15 protein-coding genes are annotated in these 26,482 nt (G+C 39.3%); 4 read left to right on the top strand and 11 right to left on the bottom strand.

Annotated features, from left to right (window positions below):
• Positions 1-53 precede the first annotated feature (53 nt).
• Entirely contained in the window at positions 54-2,186 is a 2,133-nt protein-coding gene (locus tag CN378_RS10850; RefSeq protein WP_257141100.1) for a 5'-nucleotidase C-terminal domain-containing protein, read from the top strand.
• A gap of 77 nt (positions 2,187-2,263) precedes the next feature.
• Here the strand turns inward: CN378_RS10850 and CN378_RS10845 are convergent, their stop codons facing one another.
• The 10 genes from CN378_RS10845 to CN378_RS10800 all read right to left on the bottom strand — a co-directional run bounded on the left by CN378_RS10845 (position 2,264) and on the right by CN378_RS10800 (position 20,312).
• The gene (locus CN378_RS10845) at positions 2,264-2,884 is read right to left on the bottom strand and encodes an S-layer homology domain-containing protein (RefSeq protein ID WP_098351909.1); all 621 of its coding nucleotides are present in this window, start codon (positions 2,882-2,884) and stop codon (positions 2,264-2,266) included.
• Between the two features lie 203 nt (positions 2,885-3,087).
• Positions 3,088-7,404, bottom strand: coding sequence for a S8 family serine peptidase (locus CN378_RS10840; RefSeq protein ID WP_098351908.1), 4,317 nt, complete (start codon positions 7,402-7,404; stop codon positions 3,088-3,090).
• Positions 7,405-8,065: 661 nt separating this feature from the next.
• Entirely contained in the window at positions 8,066-9,223 is a 1,158-nt protein-coding gene (locus CN378_RS10835) for a hypothetical protein (protein WP_098351907.1), read from the bottom strand.
• 414 nt (positions 9,224-9,637) lie between these two features.
• Positions 9,638-11,485 carry a recombinase family protein gene (locus CN378_RS10830; RefSeq protein ID WP_098351906.1) on the bottom strand — a complete coding sequence of 616 codons (1,848 nt, stop codon included), beginning with the start codon at positions 11,483-11,485 and terminating at the stop codon, positions 9,638-9,640.
• A gap of 338 nt (positions 11,486-11,823) precedes the next feature.
• Positions 11,824-12,237, bottom strand: coding sequence for a recombinase family protein (locus CN378_RS10825; RefSeq protein ID WP_098351905.1), 414 nt, complete (start codon positions 12,235-12,237; stop codon positions 11,824-11,826).
• Positions 12,238-12,749: 512 nt separating this feature from the next.
• The gene (locus CN378_RS10820) at positions 12,750-15,245 is read right to left on the bottom strand and encodes an S-layer homology domain-containing protein (RefSeq protein WP_098351904.1); all 2,496 of its coding nucleotides are present in this window, start codon (positions 15,243-15,245) and stop codon (positions 12,750-12,752) included.
• 420 nt (positions 15,246-15,665) lie between these two features.
• Positions 15,666-17,042: an O-antigen ligase family protein gene (locus tag CN378_RS10815; protein ID WP_098351903.1), complete on the bottom strand. Its 1,377-nt coding sequence runs from the start codon at positions 17,040-17,042 to the stop codon at positions 15,666-15,668.
• Positions 17,043-17,140: 98 nt separating this feature from the next.
• Positions 17,141-18,241, bottom strand: coding sequence for a glycosyltransferase family 4 protein (locus CN378_RS10810; protein ID WP_098351902.1), 1,101 nt, complete (start codon positions 18,239-18,241; stop codon positions 17,141-17,143).
• 73 nt (positions 18,242-18,314) lie between these two features.
• Positions 18,315-19,028 (bottom strand): WecB/TagA/CpsF family glycosyltransferase, encoded by a 714-nt coding sequence (locus CN378_RS10805; RefSeq protein WP_098351901.1) that lies wholly within the window; start codon positions 19,026-19,028, stop codon positions 18,315-18,317.
• A gap of 9 nt (positions 19,029-19,037) precedes the next feature.
• Positions 19,038-20,312: a nucleotide sugar dehydrogenase gene (locus CN378_RS10800; RefSeq protein WP_098351900.1), complete on the bottom strand. Its 1,275-nt coding sequence runs from the start codon at positions 20,310-20,312 to the stop codon at positions 19,038-19,040.
• A 196-nt stretch (positions 20,313-20,508) separates the two neighbouring features.
• Between CN378_RS10800 and csaB the strand changes: the two genes are divergently transcribed.
• The 3 genes from csaB to murJ all read left to right on the top strand — a co-directional run bounded on the left by csaB (position 20,509) and on the right by murJ (position 24,444).
• The gene (csaB, locus tag CN378_RS10795; protein WP_098351899.1) at positions 20,509-21,615 is read left to right on the top strand and encodes a polysaccharide pyruvyl transferase CsaB; all 1,107 of its coding nucleotides are present in this window, start codon (positions 20,509-20,511) and stop codon (positions 21,613-21,615) included.
• 10 nt (positions 21,616-21,625) lie between these two features.
• Positions 21,626-22,798 carry a glycosyltransferase family 4 protein gene (locus tag CN378_RS10790; protein ID WP_098351898.1) on the top strand — a complete coding sequence of 391 codons (1,173 nt, stop codon included), beginning with the start codon at positions 21,626-21,628 and terminating at the stop codon, positions 22,796-22,798.
• 125 nt (positions 22,799-22,923) lie between these two features.
• Positions 22,924-24,444, top strand: a complete 1,521-nt coding sequence (murJ, locus tag CN378_RS10785; RefSeq protein ID WP_098352036.1) for a murein biosynthesis integral membrane protein MurJ — start codon at positions 22,924-22,926, stop codon at positions 24,442-24,444.
• A 57-nt stretch (positions 24,445-24,501) separates the two neighbouring features.
• On the opposite strand, the gene CN378_RS10780 is transcribed toward murJ, so the two are convergent.
• Positions 24,502-26,460, bottom strand: coding sequence for an S-layer homology domain-containing protein (locus tag CN378_RS10780; RefSeq protein ID WP_098351897.1), 1,959 nt, complete (start codon positions 26,458-26,460; stop codon positions 24,502-24,504).
• Positions 26,461-26,482: the final 22 nt, after the last annotated feature.

Here is a 26,482-nt window from a genome sequence, read left to right as displayed (position 1 = left end):
GTATTGTCGAAATGGAAAGCTTCTAATTTATCTAGACTAAGGGGAGAATTGAATTGTCAAACAAATCTTACCGTAAGCTTTTAGCTTCTGCTACAACGGCTACTCTTGTTGCAAGTGCATTTATACCTACTGCATCCGCAGGCGCCAAGGAATTTACCGATGTTCCTGACCGTTATATGGATGCAGTGGACTTCCTCGTTTCAATGGGGGCCAATGGAATATCCGATACACAATTCGGAACGGGTATGTCCATCAAACGTGTAGATGCCGCAATCTTATTAGCCAATGTTCTAGAATTAGATACCGAAAATGCACCTGAAGCAGGATTTACCGATGTTCCCGAGCGCGGTATGGCTGCAGTGAATGCATTAAAAGAAGCAGGAATCACCAATGGTAAAACGTCCACTTCTTTCGGGTCTCAGTTGAATATCACTCGCGGTGAACTAGCTCTATGGCTTGAAAGAGGATTCGGATTAGAAGGTACAACCGAGATCGCATTTACAGATGTGAAAGAAACGTACGCTCCTGCTGTTCAAATGATGGTGGCGAATGAAATCACTCAAGGAATTTCGGAAACACAGTTTGGGATCGATCTTCCAGCTAAACGAGGAGATTATGCGATCTTCCTATATAAAGCGGCAATAGCCAAAGAAATGCAGGACAGCCTTTTCCCGCTTTCAGTTATGCATACGAATGATACTCATGGAAATCTGGATGCTATTGCGAAGCGTGCTACCGCAATTAAGGACTACCGCGAGTATAATCCAGATGCACTATTACTTGATGCTGGGGATGTATTCTCCGGGACTCTTTATTTTAATGAATTCCTGGGACAAGCCGACTTAGAATTCATGAATTATCTTGGGTATGATGCCATGACGTTCGGTAACCATGAATTTGATCTTGGAGCAAGCGAAGATGGACATAAGGCGTTAACTGAATTCATTAAAAATGCCAATTTTCCATTCGTAAGTTCCAATGTTGATTTCTCCAAAGATCCATTGTTCGAAGGCTTACAGTACTCAGCTATTTCTGACGAACCGGCCGACGCCCATATCTATGATGGAATCGTGAAAGAAGTAAACGGAGAAAAGGTAGGGATCTTCGGTCTTACCACTGAAGAAACTCCAGACATTTCAAGTACAGGTGCTGTTGAGTTCTCTTCTTATATCGACAGAGCGAACGAGATGGTCGAAGCGTTTGAAGATCAGGGCATTAACAAAATCATTGCGATCACACATATCGGCTATGATGACAGCCTTCAATATGATAATGATTTAGAGTTAGCAAAACAAGTTGATGGAATCGATATCATCGTCGGTGGCCACAGCCACTCTACATTATCAGAACCAGTAATCAATGAAGACGGTGAAGAGCCTACGGTAATCGTTCAAACGGGTGAATACGGAAAAGCTCTTGGAACGTTGGATGTATTATTCGATGAAGATGGAACCATTGCGTATTATATGGGCGAATTGATTAATGTTTCGGATCAAGAAGAAGACCCTGAAGTTGCTGCCATGCTAAAGCCTTATTCCGATCAAATCGCCGACCTTAAAAAGCAATCCATTGGAGTGGAAGCTGTTTCGGTACTAGATGGTGAAAGAGCAGATGTCCGTACGAAAGAAACCAATCTTGGTAATCTCATTACAGACGGAATGTTGGCAAAAGCTAAATCGATAAACCCTGAAACCATGATTGCCCTCTCAAACGGTGGAGGTATCCGTTCTTCCATTGATGCTGGCGACATTACGATGGGTGAAGTATTAACGTTGATGCCGTTTGGAAATAGCCTTGGTATCATGAATCTTACAGGAGCTGAAATTAAAGCTGCCTTAGAGCACAGTGTAAGTGCGGCCCCGACTGCAAGTGGTGCATTCCTTCATGTTTCCGGTTTAAAATTCACGTACGATAGCAGTAAGCCGGCTGGAGAGAGAGTCCTTTCTGTAGACGTGAACAATGGAACTGAATTTGTTCCATTAAGTGAATCCGATTCTTACTTTGTAGCTACCAACACGTTTACTGCTAAAGGTGGAGACGGATATGATATGTTTGCCAATGCTTATGCAGATGGACGTGTAAGCGAACCTGGGTATATTGATTATGAGATTTTCATTGATTACTTAAAATCATTAGAAAAAGTTGATCCTCAGGTTGAAGGGCGTATCGTAGACGCTGCTGAGTGATGACAATGACAAAACCTCCGAGAAATTCGGAGGTTTTTTGTCTTTAAATTAAATTCTGCCTATTGGCTGCTCTTTCACTAATTGACTTCAATTACTTCAGGAGTCACATTCCCTTCGGCTCTATAAATGAAAAGAGCGAATTCTCCACGCATGATCTCTTGTTGGGTTCCAAATTGTGTCTCTGTTTTCCCCTGTGTGATGCCATTATAAACCATTGCCTGAACAGCATCCAAATAGCGATCCCCTACATCTGTAAATGATAAGATTGAACTCCCGGTGAGTGCGTATGCCCGGGAAAGAATGATGGCCATTTCTCCACGGGTCAGGGTGTCTTCCGCTCCGAATTTCACGTCTGTTTTACCATTAATGATACCTTGTTGTTTCAGGATATTTACTGATTCACGTGCTCTCTCAGGAACGTCAGTAAATCCTGATTCCGGCGCTGAGGACCTATCTAAATCGAGAGCCCGCGCGATCATGACAGCTGCATCCCCACGTTTAATTTGATCAGTCACTCCAAAGGTCGTATCGGTTAACCCGTTTGTAATTTCTTGATCGACTAAATAGTCAACCGCCTCCTTGTATCGATCCGATACGTCTGTAAAAGAAGCAGCAGCCGATGAAGAAACGGCAGATGTAACCAAGACAGCAGTTGCAGCAGTAGCAATAAACATACGATAAGATTTTGATAATTTCATAGTGTAGTCCCTTCCTTTTATGTAATGATCATCAATTTCTTTGAGTCATTTCACTTTTTACCTAAATCTCTCAAAAACACTATTACGATTTTATCATATAATTTGGGAAGTTATAGGACATATTCCTTTATTACATATATTTTCCTTTAAATCTATAAAATTAAAAATGCTATGGGAAACTTGTCCCATAGCATTCTTCTAAATTATTTAAATCGATCATCTTTCGTACGTGCCAAAAACATTGTAAATTGTGCACGTGTCGTAATATCACTTGGTTTGAACGTATTATTTGGATAACCAATGGTAATTCCGTTCACTGAAAGGGTATTGATATACTCTTTCGCCCAATGATTATTGGATACGTCCTTGAAGGTATCTTTAGATTTTCCTTCCAGTTCATACCCTTCCACTAGAATCTTTGCCATTTGGGCACGGGTAAGGGTTTGATTAGGGTTGAACATTTTCTCCAATGTACCCGTCATGATGCCTTCATCTGCGATCGTTGCGATGACATCGTATCCGTAGCTGCCAGGTTTAACATCTTTCAGCTTCGGATCAGGACGATTCTTCGTACTCAAGTTCAAATCCCTGACGATCATTTGGGCAGCCTGTAGACGTGTGATGCTGTCGTCAATGCCGAATTCACCGTTACTATAACCATTGATGACGCCCATTACGTTTAAGTATTGGATCGCATCCTTTGCCCAGTAAGTCGAAGATACATCTTTAAACGATTTTGGTTGTTTGAAAGTCCGATAGATGGAAATGTTTTTCACTGTTTCATTACCAGCCATATCAACAAGCTTTAACTCGAAATGATTAGCACCATCTTTTAAGGATACCTCTTCCTTAAGTGACTTTTGGATGGCTTTCATTTCATAAGGTTCTCTGAATTCCTGATAATATTTTTCACTGCCGTCAATATAGAAACGGAGTTCTTTGAAGTTATCAGCTATGTTCACATCAAGAATGGCATTTGCTTTACTCGTATAGTATGAAGCTTTTACGTCCAATTTAGCCGGCGTTGAATCTACCATTACTTTACGTATAAATGAAATTTGGTTTCCTTTGGAATCGGTTCCTGAGAACCTAATGTCCTGGACACCATCCGCCTTAAATTCAACGGTTGTACTGAATGCATATCGCTTATTTGCTGCATCCCACTTCAATGATACTTTTTTACCGTTCACAAGTAATTCTTTCACATCTGAATCATCGTTCACATATCCTTCAACCGGGACCGCTCTCTCCTTGGTTACACTCAGTGCCTCCGGAGTAAGAGCAGTGACAAACGGTATCGTATCATCATCACCATTATTAGCAGCTGAGATTCCTACATTTCCAGCCCAGTCATACACCAAGACCTTAATGGTTGCGTCTTTATCTACATTCTCCAATTTGTATTCGCTCGTTCTTGATGAAAATGGTTTTTCCAGAATACTCTTTCCGTTGACAAGAATGTCAACATAGGAAACTCCAACCCCCTGGTCGTCCGCATCCCACATCAGTCTTCCAGTTTCAGGATTATAAGATGACGTTACAGTTGGTTTTTTCGTGTCTACATAGACTTTCATCTTCTTCGTTTGCCACTCAGCATCTGGATAATCTACGATGCTTTTCACTTCATAGTAGTACCATCCGTCATCTACCACTTTGCCTTTATACTTCCCGTCCCATTTTGCTTCGCTAAACGGGGTGAAGTCTTCTGCCGAGCCTCCATCATAATAATGTTTGGAAATTTCTTTTTCTGTTCTTAACTTTAATAGTGAAGTTCCTTTACTATCCAGAATGGAGAAGGAAACATTCTTAGCATTACGCAGGAAAGATAAAGCAGGGAATACGACATCCTGTATTCCGTCCCCATTCGGAGAAAAGGCTACTTTGTTTTCATACGCTTCTTCTTCTACCGGATTAGTTCCTAGATAGAGGTTATCTGCTCCTTTAACCGGGCTGACTAAACCTGTTTTTCCGTAAAAGGACTTTTCATCATAAATGGTGTTATCAAGAATCGGTGCCTGGTCCCAGTCCCCTTTGAATCCTACATAAGGAACTGAAAGCTCCGGATTTGTATCTTGTGGGTCTTTAAAGGAAATAAATCCTTCTACAAAGTATCCATTTTCAAACAATTCATCTAATGAAGCGTTATTAAACCAATCAATGGTATTACTTACATCGACCGTTACATCGACATTGACCGATCCACCGGCAGGAACTGTAACAGTATACCCTTTATCCGTTTCCATTCCTTTTGATGAAGAAAACGAGACCGGGAATTCTCCTAAGAATGGCTCTTCTTCCCTAATCGTATCTTTCTTAAAGATCCCTTGAGTTTCAAGTGTGTTATAACCTTCGGAAACAAGATCCGTCTGTACGGTTCCGTCCGCTACATATTTCACATCTTTATTGCTGACGTTCTTAAGAGTTAACGTAAAAGCAGTCTTATCCCCGATTTCTTTAAGGGCTACTTTACCTAAACCAGATTTACTTTCTGTGATGACAACCGGAGTACTCATCGCTGCATGAAGATCCATCAGTCCTGATCCTTCTCGTCTCGGTGAGTATGGAAGGCCCGTCTGATAGTGGTCATTGTACGTTCCTTTATCCATCTGCGGTTTTGACGTATTCATAAGAATATTCTTCGTCATTTCCACGCGTTTAGAGCCTGTGAGTTTAAAATCTTTGTCCACTCTCTGCATAACAAGGGCTGATCCACCGGCAACATGTGGTGCCGCCATAGACGTACCGCTCATCAATCCATATTGATTATCTTGCAGGGTAGAAAGGATATTTCCACCTGGAGCCGTAATTTCAGGCTTGAAGTCAAGGTTAGGTGTCACTCCCCATGATGTGAAAGTCGACATCTTTCCAGCTTCAGGGTTCAATGATTTCACTTTCTCTCCCTTAAAGGCGATTTCTACCTTTTTCCCTTCATCCAATAATCCTTTTATCTCATCTCCATATTGCTTTAAGACAAAAAGCTGGGGGATTTCGATGGAATTGTCTGTTGCCATACTGACAAACCCGCCAGTATTATTGTAGATGATAACAGCAACGGCTCCTTTTTCCTGAGCATTCAATGTTTTCGCTACAAAGGAACTTTCTCCCCGTTGTATGAGTGCCACTTTTCCTTCAAGATTCACCCCTGTAAAATCATTTGCATTCGGATTCGCTTCTGAATCTCCAGGCATGCGTCCGAGACCGGCATCCACTAATTCATAAGGTTGCTCCCCGAGAGTGGATGGATCTACGCTACTTGCGGATAAGAATGCAACTGCGTCACGTTCTTCTCCGTCGACCGTTACGTTAAAGCCTCCAAGATCCAAATACTGATTCTCAAATGATGCCACTTGCAAGGAATCAGCAGATAATCCAGGTGAGCCAACGACGCCAATGTCCGGATTTTCAGAGAATGGGCTATCGTGACCTTCGCCAAATTGAGCTGAGTTTCCTGCAGAAATGGACATCAACACACCATTTTCCACTGCTCTTGCAATCGCTTTTTGTTCAGGGTCATCCGGCAGTACGAATGCCGCCGTCGAACCAAGACTCATATTGATAACATCAGCGCCTAGGATGATGGCATCATCGATTGCCTTAATATAAATATCACTATAGGTGGATGGCATTTCCGGGTCATTTCCGAAAACCTTCAGTCCAAGGAGCTGAGCTTCAGGGGCCACACCCATTATGCCACCTTTTTCCTCATCACCGTTTGCTCCAACAGTTCCCGCTACGTGCATTCCGTGCATACTCGCACCAGGTCCTAAATCCAACACCTGATCATTTTCATCGGCGTAGTTATACGCATAAGGAACCTTTTTCGTATAATATTTACCCGGTAGACCTTTCTCTTTCTTAAGTCTGTTCACCATGGCAGAAGAGATTTCAGGTTTGGTTTCATCACTGAGAACCATGTCCTTATGAGCCGGATCAATACCCGTATCAATGACCGCGACCGTCATCCCCTGGCCTTTATACCCATAGTCCTGCCACGTTTGCTGCGCCTTCACAAGCTCTTTACTGTAAATCATGTCAGGCTGCTCAGAAGGTCGCTTATACTCGTGTGAAATATGTACCTTTCCAACATTAGACAGTTTCTCAATCTTTTCTAAAGACTTATAGTCCACTTCCCCACTGAATCCGTTTACAATGGTCGTAAAGCTTTCCTGATAAGACATATTAATAGAAGCTTTCTTTATGTCATGTTTCACTTTCTCCTGTGCATTTAATGCTTCTTCTTTCAGCTTTTCTTTTACAGAATCTGAAAGATCGCTGTACGACTTGCCAATGCTTTGAGCTGAGAAAATCGCCGGCTTATCCTTCAGCTCAACAATTACTCTCACCTTTTCGTTCGGATTATACTTGCCTTCGTCCTGATCACTAAATGATTTTACGAGTGTCTTCTTGTTACTATTCTGTTCTAGTAGATTCTTATTAATGGCAGCACTCGTTCCAATTGTAAAACTGGAAAATGCCATTAAGAAAATGACTAGATTGATGAACAATTTGTTCAACTTCATACTCATTTACCCCCTTAAATAGTTTAAAAGTCCTGGATTGATTTTTCTGAAAAATAGGACTCTTTAATAGTTTAATAGAGTGATTATTTATAGTCAATAATTGTTACTATAGGTAAAATATTCATATATAGTTGCGAAAAGCTACTGCGTTTCATTAAGATCATTTGTAATGTCATTCAACCCCAAAATAGCAACAAGGTCCCCTAGATACTGCTTCATCAACTTGTCTCCATCATTAGGAGATCGAATAGACCTTTCGTTGTTCAACACACTTGATTCTCTAAATCACTTAAGCTAACAGTGTTCACTCTCCATAAGAACTTCTTATGGAAAAGAGGACGAGCATTCATCCCGCTGGTTTAACTTCTTTAGAAGCATTATTCTCTTTTTTTTCAGCCATGAATGACTTAAAGACCAAGAAAAGTTTAATGTGATCATGGATTTTTTCATATTCACCACAATAAAGATTACTTCTTCTACTAATTTACCAACCCTTCAAACCCCTTATGCAGATACGTCAGATAATATAAATTCCTATTTTTCCCCAACAAATAAAAGAGGAAAAAATAGCAAACCCCAACCGTAAAAGGAATAGGGTTCATTCTATTTGTTTCCTAGCACTAATAGCACTTCGAATTTTCCTATATTAAAGTTTTGGATTTTAGTCGTTTTCTTTTTCTACAAAATAACTATCAGTCTTTATTTGTTCAAGTTCCCAGCCTTCGTTTGAAATGTATATAACTCCTTCATGTTCAGCAACGATTATCCCCTTAATAGTTTTTGGTAGGTCATTAAGGTCTTTAACCCTGATTAATTCAAATTGAAATTCGCTCTGTGGTGTAAATGACCTAATAATTTTTGCTGTTGAAGTAGAAACTCTAGGGGTCATAACATATGCACCTAAAAGCATTATAATAATAAAGACTAATGCGCTCTTATTGGTTTTAGGATTAAAAAGTATGACAAGTATGTCTAAGATAAAACTACTAATAGAGTTACTCTCATCCGGAGCTTTCAATAGATTGTCGTTTTCCTTAAACTTTTTTCTAAAAAAATTTGAGAGCACAATGCTAATAATTAGTGGGATACCTATCATTATTATAGCCTTTATTAAATCGGTTTGCTCTTTGAAGGTTTCTAATTTAGTAATACTAATTATGATAGCGAAGGCAAGAGAGATATAAGGGAAAACAAAAACAAAGTTCCAGTATTTATTATAAGAAAACCTTGAAAATAATGACCCAAAACTAAATAGAAAAACATTTAACCATATTAATATCCATTCTTCAGGTAGATTAGGATTGAAGAGCATAATAGAGATTATTATTGATACAATGCCTAAAATTGAACCACTATAAGTTTTAAATGGAGATTTGATACCTTGTACGAAAAATAAAGACATGACCCCGATAAACAAAGGAATTACCCATATTGCTCCAAAAAGTAAAACGTTTTTGACAGTTACTTCTTGAGAGAAAAACATAGTCATCATTAGATGAAAGATAGCTAAACAAAATACTGCTAGAAATTTGAATGTTAACCCTCTTTCCTTCAAGAACTTTAGGGAATAGATTATTAACGCCACAGATAAAGAAATCATTAAATATGTAAACGTGATTGTATGTACATCAAACGGTACAAACCTTCTAAAAACTTCAAAGTTTGAAAAAGAATTATTTATCTCTCCTCCAAAATAATAACCAAACAAAAAACTGTAAGTTGTTAAAAATGATAATGTAGAAAAAATAGCAAACGCTAAAGTTACCACTCCTAATTTCTGTCTAAAAGTTAAAGAAAATTCAATTGCTTCTTTTGCCACTCCCTTGACATGATGATTAATAATAATAACCTCCTAAAATTTTAATCTACTAATAATTTCGGTCAAATTATTTTCAACTTAATACTTAGGGTATTAGGAGTGTTAGAAAAATCTAATGCAGGGTTAATGAAAAGGCAGACCCATGATAACCCATCCCATAGGAAAACCAGAAAATAGGGATGGAGTGCTGCAAATAGATGTTCGTTCCCCTATTTCTCTTTCAGCTCAATACACTAAAAGCCTCTTTTCCTATGGGAGTCAAGCAAACCATAGAATAACTAGTTCGCTTACCACAAAAACTGAGCGATTAAAATTAACCATTTCTATAAAAGGAAAGGATGGTTGTCAAATCTCTCTCTCCAAAAACATATGCCAATCAAGTCATTTTGGAAATGAGAATGGGAAAAAACACCTCTAATATTTACTATAATTTTGATTGATTTTGTTAATCATTTTATGGCACTGAGGGCAGCAAAGAACACCTTTAAACAAATGGTGATGCTTTTGGTATTTCTTTTTTCCTCTCTTTTTCCTGCCTTCGTTGACCTCTTGAGCAACTCTATAAAACATTTCCTCGTCCACTAAGGGTTCGTGCTCACTTGAAGACAGTTTCTCAAATTCAACAGTACGGTCCTCAAGTATTTTTCTTTTAACATACTTTCCTGTATACACAGGATTTGTTAATACATCCTCCACCGTTTGAGTGGTCCATTTTCTACCCGCTGCCTGGGTAGTATTTAAAAGCTTTGCGATCTCCTTTGGTGGAATACCTTCAAGATAATAATTGTAGATACTTCTTACAACCTCCGCTTCTTCATCTACAATCTCTAAGGATCTATTTGCAGTTCTTCTATATCCCAAGGCAGGTTTAGTCAGGTATTCTCCCTTTGCTATAGAAATCCCCTTAGAGGTATGGATCCTTCTGGTAAGATTCTTATCTTCCTCTTCGGCCATAATAGCTTCAATCGCAATTTCATTATGACTCATCATAGAGAGGCGTTTCCCCTGACCCACACTTATACATTCAATATTTTTCGATTTCAGTAGTAGAAGGATATTAAGCATATCTTCTGATTTTCGAGCCAGTCTGTTAAAGAAGGTGACTACTATAACGTCTACTTTCCCTTGGTTTATTAGAGTAAGTAGCGATTCATATCCTTCACGCTTCTTTCCCTGATAAGCAGATCTCGCTTCATCTTCTAGAAATCCTTTTAGCACATACCCTTCTTTATCTGTAAATTCATAACTACCTAAAAGGTAATCGATTAAATTTCTCTCAACTGCACTGGAGATGTCTTCAATCTCCATCGACCTTTTACATTCCGGGCAACTGATCAGTGGCCCCACCTGAGAGACAGGTTTTAAGCAATGAATGCAAACACTTAACAAGGCAAGGGCATTGTTTTTCGGTTGCCTACCTTTAATGGTGTTCTTTAACCTGGCCTGGATAAACTCATAAGTCGTCTTTGAGAGTAGCGGTTCCACCTTATTTGTTGGTACCTCATATCTTTCTCCTTTCATCCTACCGCTCAAAATTCCAGCATATATATCATTTCTCAGAATATATGCGACTGAATTTTTGTCCCATTTCTTACCTGAACGAGTTAATCCAAAGTTTCTACTCAGATTCTTTGCAATCTGACTGATAGATTGATTCGAGAGATATGCTAGGATAATGTAATTTAATGCTTCGAGACCCTGAATCTCTTTAAGATCTTTCGTCTCTTCGATTGTTGCTTTTCTTAGTTCTTCCCCTTTTTGAACATATCCTAGGGGCTTCTTTGCTCCATTGAAAATTTGTCTGCTCGTTACTTTGGTCCAACGAGCACTAGCGAAACGGTTGAGCAAATTTATACGTTCTTCCTCAGCAACTATAGATTTCAATATCAGAAACATTTTGAAATGCTCATAGTCGTTGCTTATACCCTCAACTACAAATACAATTTTTTTCACCAAATCACTTATTTGTAATACTAGATTGATGTTATTTCTCAAATCTCGGCCCAACCGGTCAACAGTATAGAAGAGGAGAACATCCACTTTTTCTTCCTCATTCTGGAGAAATTCGAGCATTTCTATTAACTCTGGCCTTTGAGTGTTAGCACCAGAGTAACCAATGTCGCTATATTTCGCTACAATCTCCATATTGTGGTTAAGAGCATACTCTTCCATTACCTGTTCTTGGTAGCGTATACTGTCTTTCTCGCTGACAAATCCTTTAGGGTTTATGGATTTGCGTCCATAGGTAATTGTTTTTTCCACTAGTTTAAATTCACCTCAACCACTAGTTAACTAGTTAAGGTTAACTCTAGCTTTCAGTTAACTCTAGCCTTTCAGTTAACTTCTCAATTAGTTAACTAGTTGATTAGTAATTGCAGTAAATCCAAAAACTAACTTCTTGGTAATCATTTCACAATAAAAAAATTCTTAACTCATTGCCGGTGTGACGAGCACCGACAGAAAACACTTTAATCGATGATTAATTGGGTAAATTGGTAAACTTATGTTTCTGACATACTTAGTTCAACTACTCTTTTTAATCAAATTAAACTTCAGTAAGCACTTAACCATAACTAGGGCTAAGAATTCTTACTGAAGTATTAATTTAAAGTGATAATTTCAGTTCCATTTGCTTTAAGTTGAAATAGAACTTCTAATAAACTTGCAGCACCTCTTCCGAATCGGTTCAGTGAGTATACTATAACTACATCTACATCATTAACCTTAATATACTCAAGCATTTGTTTTAGACCATCCTTCCGATCATCACTTCCAGAAACAGCAATGTCTTGGAATTGCTTTAGTAGCTTAAGATTGTTTTCTTGAACATACTCAAGAATGGAACTTTGTTGTTGATGAAGTTGTTCAGGATTTAAGGTTGCTGTCCTGATATATGACACTGTTGTCTCCATCGTAATTGTTCCATAAGTTATTTTTCGGTTCGAGGAATGATTATTACTGTAGATTCCTCTTCGAGCATAGTAAATGGAATTTGTATGTTTTCCTGATTTCACTTTAGTTCACCTCCTTACTGAAGTATTGTAGTTCGGTTATATTCACCTCCATAAAAAATAGCATATGAATCCACACCACAAGGGGATGGGTTCGTATGCTAGTGTTTGTTGATAAAGACTACAAATATTCAGGAATATGAAATTATTTTTAGGTAATAATAAATGGTTTTTGATATAAATGAATATTCTGGTTATAACCAATTCCAATTACTGAATCTGATTTAATTTCCTAATAAACTTGATTTAAATGGTTTTAGTGTTACTCAAAATTCCGATTAGGTTCGCCGCAACAATAAAAAAAACCTCAAATACAAGTTAATTTCTTTCAACATCCTTAATATCAATAATGCTAAGGCCTTTGAATGCGAGTCATAATAATTAATGTAGTCTGGTATTTTATACTCAGTTACTTACCATCTAAAATTTCCGTACTTAAAAAAGAGCCCTGTAGAGATGTTATTCTCCACAGGACTTTTCTTTTTATAGCAAGAAACCATCTCTTACTAATTTTATTATTTTGATACAACAACTGAATCAAATGTAGGATGTGCATTGCCATTAGCATCTTCTACATCGAAATCAACTGTTGGTTTGATGCTGATAGTAGAATTGTACTCAGCAGACGTTAACGCATCACTTAAAGTTAGAGTGAATGTTTTACCGTCAGTTGATGCTTCTGTAACACCAGTTTCTTCAACGCCATTTACTAATACTTTGAAGTCTGCCTCTGCAAGAGCTTCTTCAATACTAGAAACGTTCATATTTTCGCTGAAAGTAAGCGTAATAACATCATTTTCTGTTAATACTGCTGTTTTTAAAGCAGGAAGAGCATTTTCAGTTAATGGCTTGGTAACAGTGTAGTTATCCATTTTATTTCCAGCTTTATCTTTAATGTTCATAACTTCTAGTTGATAGTCACCGTTCAATTTAACTGCACCCTCTTTAAGAGTTAAACGTACAGTTTTCTTATCTCCAATAAATACAGCTTTTTCAAATACTTGCTTACCTTCAATTGTGTAGTTTGCAAGATTTAAAGCCGTTTCATTTGATACTTCTTCACTGAATGTTACTTCAATTGTATTATTGTTTGAAGCTTGTGATGCAATTGAAGAAATACCAGGTTTAGTTGTATCAGTAGAAGTTAAATCTCCAAGTGTTACTTTTACTGAAGAAGCAGTATTGTCATTAGTATTTTGAGAAGTATCAGTAACTAATGCAGCAGGAAGTGAAATTGTATATTCACCAGATTTCAGCTTAGCACCTGAACCATCGTAATCTTCTGTATTGATAAGTACTGTTTCATTCATTCCATCTTCATCTAAATCTGAAAGTGAAAGGGCAGAAGAATCGATTGTTCCACTGTTTAGTACTCCATCTTGAACGAATGAGAAGTCAAGATCAGCACCAGTAAGTGTAACTTCTTCACTGAACTTAACAGCTACATAACGAACATTACTAACAGTTTCAATTGAAGTCGAAACAACTGATGGGTTAGTAGTGTCAGCTTGGAAGTTAATTAATTTGCTGAATGCATCACCGTCGTTTGAAGATGGATCAGCATAGGCATCGATAGCAATTGAGTGAGGTCCAGCTGATAAGGCAGAACCTAAGTTAACTGTGAATTCAGTTTTAGCTTCATTCATTGTTGCATTACCGCTGTTAACAACTACAGCAGCCGCACCGTCAACAGAATAAGTGAAGTAATCAGAAGAAGTATCAATTGCTTCTGAGAAAACAACTTTGAATTTATCTGTGTCTAAAGCAGTAACACTTTCAACTTTTGGTTTAAGAGCATCAACTTCTGTTTTAATAATTGAAACAACAGCTGGGTTTGGAGAGATAAGGTTATCTCCTAAGTCTTTTAATCCAACGATTGAAAGAGTATAAGTTTCATCTTTAGTGAATGACGCAGTATTGACTGCAAAAGATTTTTTATCAGTTGCTAATGTATATAAACCAGAATCCGAAACGTCATTTCCTTTAGAATCTGTGATAGTAATGTATTGTTCTAAATCAGCACCATCAGTAGCTTTTACTGCTTCTGATAGCATAACTTTCGAACTAGAATTTGATGGATATGAAACTCCAGATACCATTGGGCGAACTGTATCTTCATAAGAGAAAACTTTTGTGAATTTAGCTGTTTCAACTGAAGTATCAGCAGCTGTCTTAACTGGCTCAACAACAAATACTGCATTGTCAACTTCAACTTGAGTAGCATCAGCAAACTTTAAAGTAACTGATTTTTTATCAGCATTCAAAGTAGCTGAACTTGGGTTATTAGCACCGATAGCATAATTAGCTTCAGTTTCTGCACTATCTTTATCTACAAGAACAGAGAAGTCAACAACAACTTCAGTAGCGTTAATCGCACTTACACTAGTAACTTCAGGAGCAACAACTTCATCTTCCATCATTTCAGCACGATGAACGAAAAGAGCAAATTCCCCACGAGTTACATCTTGGTTAGATCCGAATTGTGTATCAGTTTTACCTTGAGTAATACCAGCTTCAAAGATCGCTTTCACGTATGTTTCAAAAGTAGCTGAAACATCCGTAAATGGTAGGTCTTCGCTTCCAGTTAGTTCGTATGCATTTGCAATAACTTTTGCCATTTCAGCACGAGTCATAGAATCTTGTGAACCGAAGCTAGTAGCTGTTTTACCATTGATAATTCCTTTTTCTTTAAGAGCATTTACTGCCCATTGTCCACGATCAGGAACGTCAGTGAATCCAGCATCTGGAGCGTCAGCATCTTCTAAATCAAGTAGACGTGCAACCATAACAGCAGCGTCAACACGTTTGATTGAATCAGCAGTACCGAATTTTGCTTCTGCAGTACCTTGAGCTACTCCGTTTTCTACTAAATAATCAACAGCTTCCTTGTAGCGATCAGATACATCTGTGAATGTTGCAGCAGAAGCTGCTGGAGCGATAGCTGATGCTACTAAAGTAGCGGTTGCAGCAGTCGCAACGAACTTGCGATAAGACTTTGGTTGATAAGTCATGTTAAAAGTTCCTCCCTGTTTTGTGTTTACTATTTTGTCATTTTTAACCGACTTGTGATCGATTAATGATTGGTTGTGTTAATAACTTAATTCACACAAGACTTAACCTATGACCTTAACCCCAGAAAAATTCCTGATATTTCATTAAAATATGGTAATATAAGGACTATGTAGTTAATAAAGGTTATTTAGGTAGTACTTGCTAGAATTAGAAATTATTAAGCTCGAATTCTATTCTACCAAACTCGTTGGATATTTCAACTGTTTTTTACATATTTCTCTATTTATTTTCCATTAAGATGATAAAGTTTACAGAAATGTAACAAAAAATCGGGATATTAACCTGGTATTTTCGCACTATATGCCTCTCAAACAACACAAAAAAGCCCGTGGTTATCACCACGGGCCTAGATTTTGTGCTTATTGAAATTGTTTATAATTCCGGTGCAGGAATGTCAGAACCAATCCCCCGACTAACCAGAATATGATGTTTAGTTGCGGAATAAACATCAGGTTGTTCGACATGTTTTGTACCATATATGTCGTAGATCCGACAAACAGGCCGGCTGCTAATACTTTCCCCAGCGTGTTCGGTTGTTTAAAGTAAAGAATCGCAATGTTGACGAAGTAAATCACATACACCAAAAGGTACGCAAGAATTCCGAGCGTCCCGGTTTCGGCAGCAACCTTGATATAAGAGTTATGCACGGAATAAGTGTCATGACCAATATCCAGCTCTGGATATTTTATCGTGAATTCTTTATAACGATCATAGTAGTTCCCCATACCGACTCCAAGAATCGGGTTATCCTTAAACATGACCCAGCCTGTTTTCCACAGTGTAATACGGGAAACGACTGCTTTGTTCGTTGTTTCGTCTTCAACAGATGGCTCTTCTTCTACTTCTTCTGTATCTTGGCCTTCATCATCAGGACCGGCTACGTGCTCTCTTGCCTGATCTTTAAAGACCAATTTCTCGATCGCATAAACAGCCGAGTTCGTTCTCGATTGAACATCAGGCATGAAGTAAACGAACACTCCCAAGATAAGGAATGCGATGAGAATATGAGGTTTGAAAATTCCTTTCAAGAAACGCTTTGGCATGATGACAATGGTCATAAGGAATGCACATACCATCGTGACCCACGCTGCACGTGTATAAGTGAGAATCAGGTTTACAATATAAATGCCGTAGATGGCAAAGAAAAGCAACTGTGTTTTCTTATCTTTGAAGTATACAACAGCCAGTAAAACCAGGGTCGGAATAATAAAATTCAAGAAAGAAGAATAATAATTGGGATTCACAAGAGTTGAATCGATTCTTCCCTTTGCTTCCTGTAAGGCATACAACCCGGCTTTATTTAATGAGAAATTAAAGACATACTGAAGTGCCCCGAATAACCCAATGAATATTGCTGCCGCCCCAAAAACTTTAGCAAAGTTCAAATACTGTTCCTTCGTGAATTTGACCTTTAAAATGATAAGAAACAAGACAACATAAGAGATATAACGGCCTGTCTCCATTACAGCAGGAACAAAAAATACGGCTTTAGCGAATGATAAAAGACTAATGAGTATGAAAGCAGAAAAAGCAATCACAAACCATTTTATGCTAATATCATTAAATTCAATTGAACCCTTTCTCCAGTCCCACAGAAAAGCCAGTACAAGCAATGGGATCAGGATAATTTCAGCTGAAAGGGGCAAAGGACCAATATACGTTTTAAAATAAAAAAGAGGAATGATAAATAACGTTAACAACGTAACATAATACGTTAAAGAATTCTTATAAGACATAATGAAAGCTTTCTCCTTTGAACGTTTTCAAATGATTATTTTTCATAACACATTAAAACCTTACACGATACAGTATAGACTGACAAGGTAAATTTAAACTAAATGATCATCTTCTTATATGTTTCTCTTGTCAGCTCTGCTAAATGTTGTAAAGAGTAAGTCGATTCTGCATAAGTTCTCAAATTTTGCCCCTTCAGAGGTAAAGTTTTCTCTACATGCAGTTGATAAGCCTCTTCCATGGCTTCCTGATACTTCGGTTGATTATCGACTGGAACGACCCATCCGTGAAGAGGAGGCTTGACCAGCTCCCTGACTCCCCCAACATCCGTCGTAATGATTGGTACCTGTTCATTGGCAGCCTCAAGTAAAACCAATGGGAAACTCTCACTGAATGATGCCAATAATGAAATAGAAGAAATAGAATAAATTTCTTGAATATCTTTTCTGAAACCTAAAAATCGCACGTTCTTCCCCAAATCAAGTTTATCTGCTATTTGTTCTAATTCATTCCGAATCGGACCATCACCGACAAGTAAAAGCTTAATAGAGGGGTTATTTAGTTGCTTTAAGGAGTTCAATACCATTTCGTGACCTTTAATTGGATGCAACCGGGCAACCATCGTCATGACGAAATCATCTTCAGAAAGATTAAGTTCCTCATATAGATGATTGGTTTTTTCAACAGGTGCAGTAAATTCAATCCCATTATAAATCGCCTGGATTTTCTCCTCTGAGATACCAAACTTCATCAGGTTTTCCTTAAACCGTTCCGAAACTGCAAAAAAGTAGTCGATCCTTTTTAAGGAGAACAAGTTTAATTTCGTGAAAACTTTCCCTTTTATTCCGGATTTCATGAAGTCAAGCATTGGATCACTGTGAATCGTGGTCATCCATTTACATGAGATTTTATGTTTAATGAAAGATCCAAAGAAGTTTGCCCTTGGTCCGTGTGTGTGCAGGATATCAAAGCCTTCTACTCCAATAAAGGTTACCAGCCTCTTTAATACAGATAAATCATAGCGGGAAGACTGAGCAAACACTTCCACCCTAATCCCTGACTCCCTGGCTTCCTGTGCTAGTGCGCCTTCTTGGAAGACAGCCAGGCACACTTCCTCCTTCGGCAGCCGGGATAAAAGAGTCACCACATGCTTTCTTGATCCGCCTGTTTCGCCGCCACTAATTAAATGCAATACCTTCATAAAAGGTCCTCCTCAAGGAAACAATCAATAAACAATGATAGCTGGTGAAGAATCACCGACTATCATTGTTTCATTACTTAGAAAATAAAACTTTCGCCAAAAACTTTGGGAGAGCCATCTGACGCTTGAAGCGCTGAGGTTCCTTCATCAAGCGATAAAACCATTCAAGCCCCATGTCCCGATAAACCTTAGGCGCTCTTTGGACATGACCGGCAAAGACATCAAAGCTACCCCCGACACCTTGAAACACTTTCGCATGCAAACCGTCCATATGTTCACGGATCCATAGTTCCTGCCTGGGACTTCCCATAGCCACGAATAAAATATCCGCCTTTGACTCGTTGATTTTAGCCACTACTTTACGTTGATCCTGCTCGTATCCGTGTTGAGTACCGGCAATGGTGATGGCAGGATACTTCTTCTGAATGTTTTCAGCTGCCTGGTTCACAACCTCAGGCTTGGCTCCGTACATAAAGACTCGATGACCTTCATCTGCAGCGAATTTTAGTAATCGGTCCATCATGTCCACACCCGTCACTCTTGATCGAATACTTCCTTTTTTCAACTTGGAAGCAAGGATGATCCCGATCCCGTCAGGTATTTGATACGTGGCGGAATTAATCAGTTCCATGAGATCAGGATTCTTCTCAGCAGCCATGACTTTTTCAGGATTCACTGCAATGATGGTAGAGTTCTCTCCCTCTACCATTCTGTGTCGGATATCATCAATAATTCCTTCATAATCGTAGGAAGATACACTCACTCCGAAGTAATTTTCCTTATTCATGTCAATCTCCTACTCTTGTATCGCTTTAAGATTTGTCAGGTCTCCAATTCGGTAAGTCAAGACCTCTTCCCCTATTGGAGAGCAATTCTTTGTATCAAAGACTACCGGTGTCTTCATTTGTTCTCTCAATTTCGTCAAGTCGAGTTCCTTGAACTCATTGTGATCTGCAAGAATGACCACAAGGTGAGCCCCGTTGACTGCATCTTCGAAGGAATCCAATGTGAACGGTACCTGTTCATCCCTTACATGGGGATCATACACGCTGACATTAAAGCGTTGATCGTCCACAAGCATTTGGGCGATATCCAGCGCCGGGCTCTCTCTGACATCGTCGATATTTCCTTTATACGTTAGTCCAAATACAGCAAGCTTAGGTGCTTCCAATTCACAAGTTAATCGAGATACCTGCTCGACAACAAATTCCGGCATAGAATTATTGATCGTACGGGCCGTCTGAATCAACGGTGATTCTTCTACCGCCTTTTCTACAATAAAGTACGGATCTACAGCGAGACAGTGCCCACCGACTCCTGGCCCCGGCTGATGAAGGTTCACTCTTGGATGTCTGTTGGCAAGTTCGATGACATCATGAGCATTCACGCCAAGTTTGGCAGAGATTTTAACCAATTCATTGGCAAGAGCAATATTGACATCACGGAATGTATTTTCCATTAATTTAGACATTTCCGCCGTAACTGCCTCTGTCTCAAGAATATCTCCTGTAACAACCGTGCGATAGACTTCTGCGGCCTTACTTGATGCCTCTGGTGTGACTCCACCTACGATACGGGTATTCTCAATCAATTCAATGAGAATTCTTCCTGGTAGTACACGTTCAGGACAATGAGCTAAATAAACATCTTTGTAAGGATCCAATCCGTGCTCTTTAATGATTGGAGCCACTACATCATCCATCGTTCTAGGAGGAATGGTAGACTCCACTATGACAACATTCCCCTTTTCTAAGTAAGGAAGAATCGCTTTAGTCGCACTGATGACATAATCCACATTTGCTGAGTTGTCCTCGTGAATCGGAGTCGGTACTGCAATGATAAAGGCATCTGCCTTTTCAGGAGTTGTGGAACCCTTCAAACGCCCATCAGCTACTACCTCTTTAATGAGCTCAGGCAGACCAACTTCTTCTATATGAATTTCACCTTTATTCAATAAATCAATGACTCTTTCACTTACATCAACACCAACCACTTCGATTCCTGCCTTCGCAAAAATGGCTGAAGTCGGTAATCCTATATATCCTAAACCAACAACACAAACTTTTTTCATTATAATGAGAACCTCATTTCGTTATCTGAGTTTAAACGACAATTTCTAACATAGTATATCAAAACTAAAAAAAGGATGCATCAGTTACATTGCTAGTAATTCATAGTAATGATAAAATAAGGTTTGATTTTTTGTACAAAGTATAATGTACTAAATAAAAGACTATTTCGTCCACTATAAAAGGAGGAGCACTTCTTTGAAATTCGTTATATCAGGTTTTTACGGTCTCGGCAATACAGGAGATGAGGCCATATTAGAGTCGATTATCGACAATTTACGTGATCAATTTGACAATCCAGAAATTACCGTTTTTTCTTTATCACCGGAGCAGACCGCGAAGGAACATAATGTTAAATCTGTATACCGTGCTTGGAGGCACAGCAATAAAGAAAAAGTAAAAGCTTTAAGGGAAGCCGATTTATTAATCAGTGGTGGCGGCGGACTCCTGCAGGACTCATATCCGACTAAGTTCTTATTCGGTCCCCTTCCTTATTATTTATTAATTGTATTATTAGCGAAATTATGCGGCACCAAAGTCATGTTTTTCTCACAGGGAATTGGACCTGTAAAATCCCGTTGGGGAAAAACATTAATGAAGCTTGCTAACCTGGCTGATTTCATTACCGTCCGCGATCAATATTCGAAAGAGCTGCTACACAAGTTGGGAGTAACAAAACCCGAAACGGTTGTCACTTCAGACATCGTCTTCGCCTTCAAACGCAAGGAAGACCGAAGCTGTATAGAATCCCTCCCAATTAAAGGTGAGGAAAAGCTGGTGGCCGTTTCTGTACGCCCGTGGTTTGGACGAGAGGTCCAATTTGAACAGACGGCACAAATATTGGACTATTTAATAGAAGAAAAACAGGTTACACCTGTTTTCGTTCCGATGGAAGGACATCACGACTGGGACGCAAGTGAGAAAGTACTTTCCCATATGAAACATAAAGAGAAGTGCTTAATGCTGGGTACAGATTTCACACCTAACCAATATTTAAATTTCATTGGAGAGTGCCAGCTTACGATTGGAATGAGACTTCACGCTTTAATCTTCTCAACTTTAATGGGAGTTCCTCATATCGGGTTCTCTTATGATAAGAAAGTAGAAAGTTTACTGAAAAGAAGCGGCATGTGGGAATACTCTTCCGTACTGGAAGAAATAAATGTAGAAGATCTGCAAACAAACGGAAAATATTTATTGGAAAATCATGATATGGCTTCAAAAATAATTACGGAAAATGCTCAATCAATGAGAGGCGAAGCGGTTCGAAACCTGGAGCTGTTAAAGGAAAACTTCGTCAAATAGGAGGATTATGATGAAAATATTAATTGCAACTGCCTATGATTATCCTCACGCAGGGGGATTATCCACCCACGTAACGACTTTGAAAGCGGGTCTTGAAGAAAGAGGGCATCAGGTAGATGTCCTGTCCTTCACCGATGTGCCTCCTGTCATGCGTAAATTATATGCTCAGGGTCCGAGCTTCGTCTTAAATAAGATGAAAAAAGGAAAAGGCATCATCTGGTCTCACAACGTCCGCAAAAAAATGCTTCAGGAGCTCATCGAGAAAAATAAAGGGAACAACTATGACCTCATCAACGCCCAGGATCCATTCACTACTCTGGCAGCCCTTGAGACAGGTATCCCTACGGTTTCAACAGTCCATGGATACATGACATTTGAATCCGTCAGTAAAGGTTCCATAGATGAAGGAAGTCCCGAAGCAGCTTATATGAAGGAAATTGAAATCAAAGCATACAAGGGAACAAAAGAAATCATCACAGTGGATACTCGATTAAAAGACTATGTGAAAGAAGTCGCGGGTGTAGAAGCCACAGCAATCCGGAATTTCATCGATATCCACAGTTTTAAACCGGACCAGGAAAAAAAGAACGAATTCCGGAAGAAACATGGGATATCCCCAGAACAGAAGATATTATTCGTCCCAAGACGTTTAACCAAGAAAAACGGGGTAATCTACCCTGCACTTGCTCTTCCAAGAATCTTAGAAAAACATCCTGATGTTCATTTGATTTACGCAGGAAGTGGAGAAGCTCTGTCTGAAATAAAAAGAATAGTGGATGAGAATAAGCTGGAGAATCACGTGACCCTACTCGGTGCCATCCCACATGATCAGGTGAAAGAGTACTATGCTTTAAGTGACATTGTCTTGGTACCAAGTGTCCACTCAGCAGGCGTCGAGGAAGCAACGTCCATCTCCGCTCTTGAAGCTATGGGATCAGGTTCACCTCTGGTCGCGTGTGCTGTAGGTGGTCTAAAGGAGATTGTTCACCACGGAGAAGATGGTTTGCTCGTCGAAGAGAAAAACGTAGAAGAACTGGCCGATGCCACCATCTCTCTACTGGATCATCCGGAAACGGGAGAAAAATTTGCCCTTAAAGCCAGAACGAAAATTGAAAATGAATACTCACACCTAGCAGCAGCTGAAAAATATGAAAGCATCTACAAAAAAGCTCTAAATAAGTAATAGTAATGAGGGATTGACCAGAAAAGTCTAATCGAATCAGGAAACGGGGAATGAAGCTTTCCCCCTTTCTGATAAAACACTTTTTGAAGGTCTCCCCTTTTTTATACAGAAAAGCAGGTGAAATTGTGTCTAATTTAAAGAGGACTGCCATTTGGATCACTCTTCTCGCATTAATTTTGAAGCTATCAGGTTTTCTTAGAGAAAGTATCATCGCCAAGGAATTCGGCGCCAACGCTTATACGGATGGTTATTTAATTGCATTCTCTTTTATCACGTTAGTAGTGGCTATGATCTCAATCGGGTTCAATAATGTTTTCCTACCTTTATATGTAAAGCATAAGGAGGACTCACCCGCAGAAACGGAGCGGAATGCGAACGGAATCATGAATTCCACTGTAGCTCTCTTTTTGATCATTACCATTGCAGGCTATTTTCTCGTTCCTTACTTTGTTCCGTTCCTTTTTGGTGATATGAAACCGGCTACTGAAAAAGTTGCGGTTGATATTACAAAGATATTTTTCCTGTTTATGAGCGCAATCGCCCTTAACGGAATATTAGAGTCTTACCTCCAGGGAAGAAGAATCTTCGTTCCATCACAGATATCTAAACTGCTCGCCACCTTAATGGGAGCCGTATTCGCCCTTCTTTTCTCAGATACTTGGGGAATATACAGTTTGGCTTATGGATTTGTATTCGGGACCATTCTTGGAATCATTGTACAGTTCTTCTTTTTAACCCGAAACGGATTTAAGTGGATGCCCACTTTCAAAGTGGATGAAACGTTTAAAAAAGCGTTTATCGTATTGATTATCCCCTCCCTGCTAAATTCAGTGGTGGGACAGATCAATATGTTCGTCAATAAAATCTTTGCCTCCGGTACGGTTGGCGGAGCCGTTACGTATTTAAATAACGCTTCCCTATTAATTAGTATCCCGAATGCGATTTACGCAACGACCATCGCTGCAATTATCTTCACCTTACTTTCAGAACAAGTGAATGATCAAAGGAAATTTCAGAACACATTCTTTATGGGAATGGAAATCTCCCTTTTAACGCTTATGCCGATTGCCGCTGGTCTTTGGGTCGTGGGGGAAGAAGCTCTTTCCTTTATTTATGAACGAGGAAAATTCACCGCTGGGGACACGGCGAATACGTATACGGCACTGGTACTTTACTTGCCGTTGATCGTCACACAGGGGCTTCAATTCATTGTGTCGAAGTCTTTATATGCCCAAGGGAAGACAGGTATTGTTTTTCGAATCAGTGTAACGACGATTGTTGTGAATCTTATTCTGAACTTCTTATTGGTAGATCGCTACGGCTACCCGGCATTAGCGGTGGCAAGCTCTGTCGTTTCCGTTTATTATCTGATCGTCTCTTCTGTGGTCGTATATAGAGGGTTTGAGGGACAGGAAGCAAGGAAACTTTGGAGATTATTTTCCAGAGCAATTCCGCCAACGGTTTTAATGGTACTACCCATCTATTTCCTGAAAAAAATTGAAGTGGTATCGAATCTTTATTCTTTATTTCAATTGGCCATCCTTGTCCCGATAGGTGTCATCGTCTACACGGTAGCGCTGAGGTTCTTCTATAAAGAAGGCTTTTATCGTTTATTGAACATGGTCAAAAAGAAAAAAGCTGTTTAATAATATGCACCTAAAGAAAGAGACTGCCCCTCATGGAGAAGCAGTCTTTTTTGATCTCTATTTTACGGTAGGCAGTTCATCAATGAATTCACCGGCTGCGTATACTTCTCCATAAGCAATTGGATCAGAATTAATTTTGAACCATGTTCGGTCAGGTAATGTCATCTTATCAAGAATTACGACTGGCATACCTGCTTTCGGATATTCATAGAGGAAAGTTGAAGTAGACACTTCAGGCTTGCTTCTAATATTCAACCCTTCTGTGTTTGTCATTCCGATTTTATACTTGTTAAAGTCCTTGCCGCCTAGTGCCTGGTCAATACGGTAGTAATGTCCTGCATTTTTCGCTCCCCAATAAGGATCAGTTGCATATTTAACATTGAAGCCCCCTCCCTTATTACCGAAGGCTCCACCATAGGCATACGGTCCTGTTGGTGGGATATAGTTTTTATTCCAAAACTCATTTACCAGCTCATCAATATTTTCTTCCTGTGAACTGAAATAATCATTGGCAGGGTTATCATCGTATACCCTTAATCCAAATAAATTGTTAAACTCCTGAGCTCTTGGCGATAAACCGTACTCACTTTCATTGAAAGCCAATGAAAGGATATGAAGTGCGTTAATCTTTTTTTCTTTTTCCACTTTTTTAAGGTATTCGCCGATACCGATCAACTTACTCTTCTTGCTTGCATCTTTATACTTTGGATTATCAGGATAATCCTGTTCCAATTCTTTTAATTTGGCAAGAATGTATGCATCAATCTCCGCCGCAGTATAACTTGTTTCCGTTCGCGCTGGAAGGTACTGGAAGTATTGATAAGCCGTCCCCACCTTTACTCCGCTTGTATTATAAAACGTATTACCGTCCCAGCTGTAATATTGCTGTCCTTCAGCTAAAAATGCCGGTGCTTTCCCGACGCTGTATGCGGAGTATGAATCTTTTAAATGAGAGTACAACTTATGGTACACTAATCCATTCTGAACCGTGTAATATGTGCGGTTCTTTAAAAGATTAATAGGAATCAATTTCACCTGTTCCTGTTTAACATAACCGACTTTGTCGGCATATTGAACCTTTACGAAATCTTCGCCTGATTCCAGATATTTCATTTCCATATCGTATGTCACCCCTACTCTTGGTGCAGTAAGGGATTCATTAGCATAAATGGTTGTCAAACTGGTACTCGGAGTCGCTACACTTACAGCAATTCCTGTATTCATCTTCACAATATGATCTCCGTTCATGATGACTTGTGAATTGGAACCGTCCCATGCACTCAGTGCGGCTCCATAATTGCTGTATGTACGGATAGGTGTAAGCTCTCCTTTTACAATAGAGGCTAGCTGAAAATCTGTTGGCTGTGGACCAATCTCATTATCGATCGTGGTGAGTAATCGGGAGATGACAGCGGCAGCTGCATCCCTTTTCGCATACTCCTTCGGCATGAAGATGGTGGAACCGTCTTCTTGAGGGACACCTTTGATAATCTCATAATAGACATTGGTAGCTACTGCACGTTTTGTCTCTGAAGAATGCAATTGATCAACATCTTTGAAATTCAACTTTGCTTCTTCCAGGGTGATATCATAGAATTTCAATGCTCTCTGGATCATCATGGCCATCTGTTCGCGGGTGATTTTATCATTAGGACCGAACAATCCACTTGAATAGCCGGTTACGATCCCTGCTGAACTTGCAGCACTTATGCCATCGGCCAATTTCGATTCAAGATCCACGTCAGGGAATGTCTGATTTCCCAATGGAAGATCTAATCCTCTTGCAATAAAGGTTGCAAATTGACCACGGGTTACGTCGATCTTTGGTCCGTATTTACAATTACCAAAGCCATTTAGTACTTCAGCTGCAATCATTTCCCGCATTTCTTTCTCTAAGTCAATACCCGTAATGTCATCCTTGCATTCTTCTGCTTGGATGGTCTTGGGTGAACCGGTTAATGATAGACCGCCCAATAGAATCATAGTCATCGCTATGATTGAAAATAACTTTTTCATTTTAGAACTCCTCCTGTATGTA

The organism is Bacillus sp. AFS015802 (assembly GCF_002561455.1).
Taxonomy (GTDB): Bacteria; Bacillota; Bacilli; order Bacillales; family Bacillaceae_B; genus Rossellomorea.
Note: the sequence above shows the minus strand (reverse complement) of the source record. Positions and strands in the feature narration are given on the sequence as shown.

Coding starts and splice junctions, on each gene's coding strand:
- CN378_RS10845 (WP_098351909.1), bottom strand. CDS start 2,884: ATGAAATTATCAAAATCTTATCGTATGTTTATTGCTACTGCTGCAACT.
- CN378_RS10840 (WP_098351908.1), bottom strand. CDS start 7,404: ATGAAGTTGAACAAATTGTTCATCAATCTAGTCATTTTCTTAATGGCA.
- CN378_RS10820 (WP_098351904.1), bottom strand. CDS start 15,245: ATGACTTATCAACCAAAGTCTTATCGCAAGTTCGTTGCGACTGCTGCA.
- CN378_RS10815 (WP_098351903.1), bottom strand. CDS start 17,042: ATGTCTTATAAGAATTCTTTAACGTATTATGTTACGTTGTTAACGTTA.
- CN378_RS10810 (WP_098351902.1), bottom strand. CDS start 18,241: ATGAAGGTATTGCATTTAATTAGTGGCGGCGAAACAGGCGGATCAAGA.
- CN378_RS10805 (WP_098351901.1), bottom strand. CDS start 19,028: ATGAATAAGGAAAATTACTTCGGAGTGAGTGTATCTTCCTACGATTAT.
- CN378_RS10800 (WP_098351900.1), bottom strand. CDS start 20,312: ATGAAAAAAGTTTGTGTTGTTGGTTTAGGATATATAGGATTACCGACT.
- CN378_RS10790 (WP_098351898.1), top strand. CDS start 21,626: ATGAAAATATTAATTGCAACTGCCTATGATTATCCTCACGCAGGGGGA.
- CN378_RS10780 (WP_098351897.1), bottom strand. CDS start 26,460: ATGAAAAAGTTATTTTCAATCATAGCGATGACTATGATTCTATTGGGC.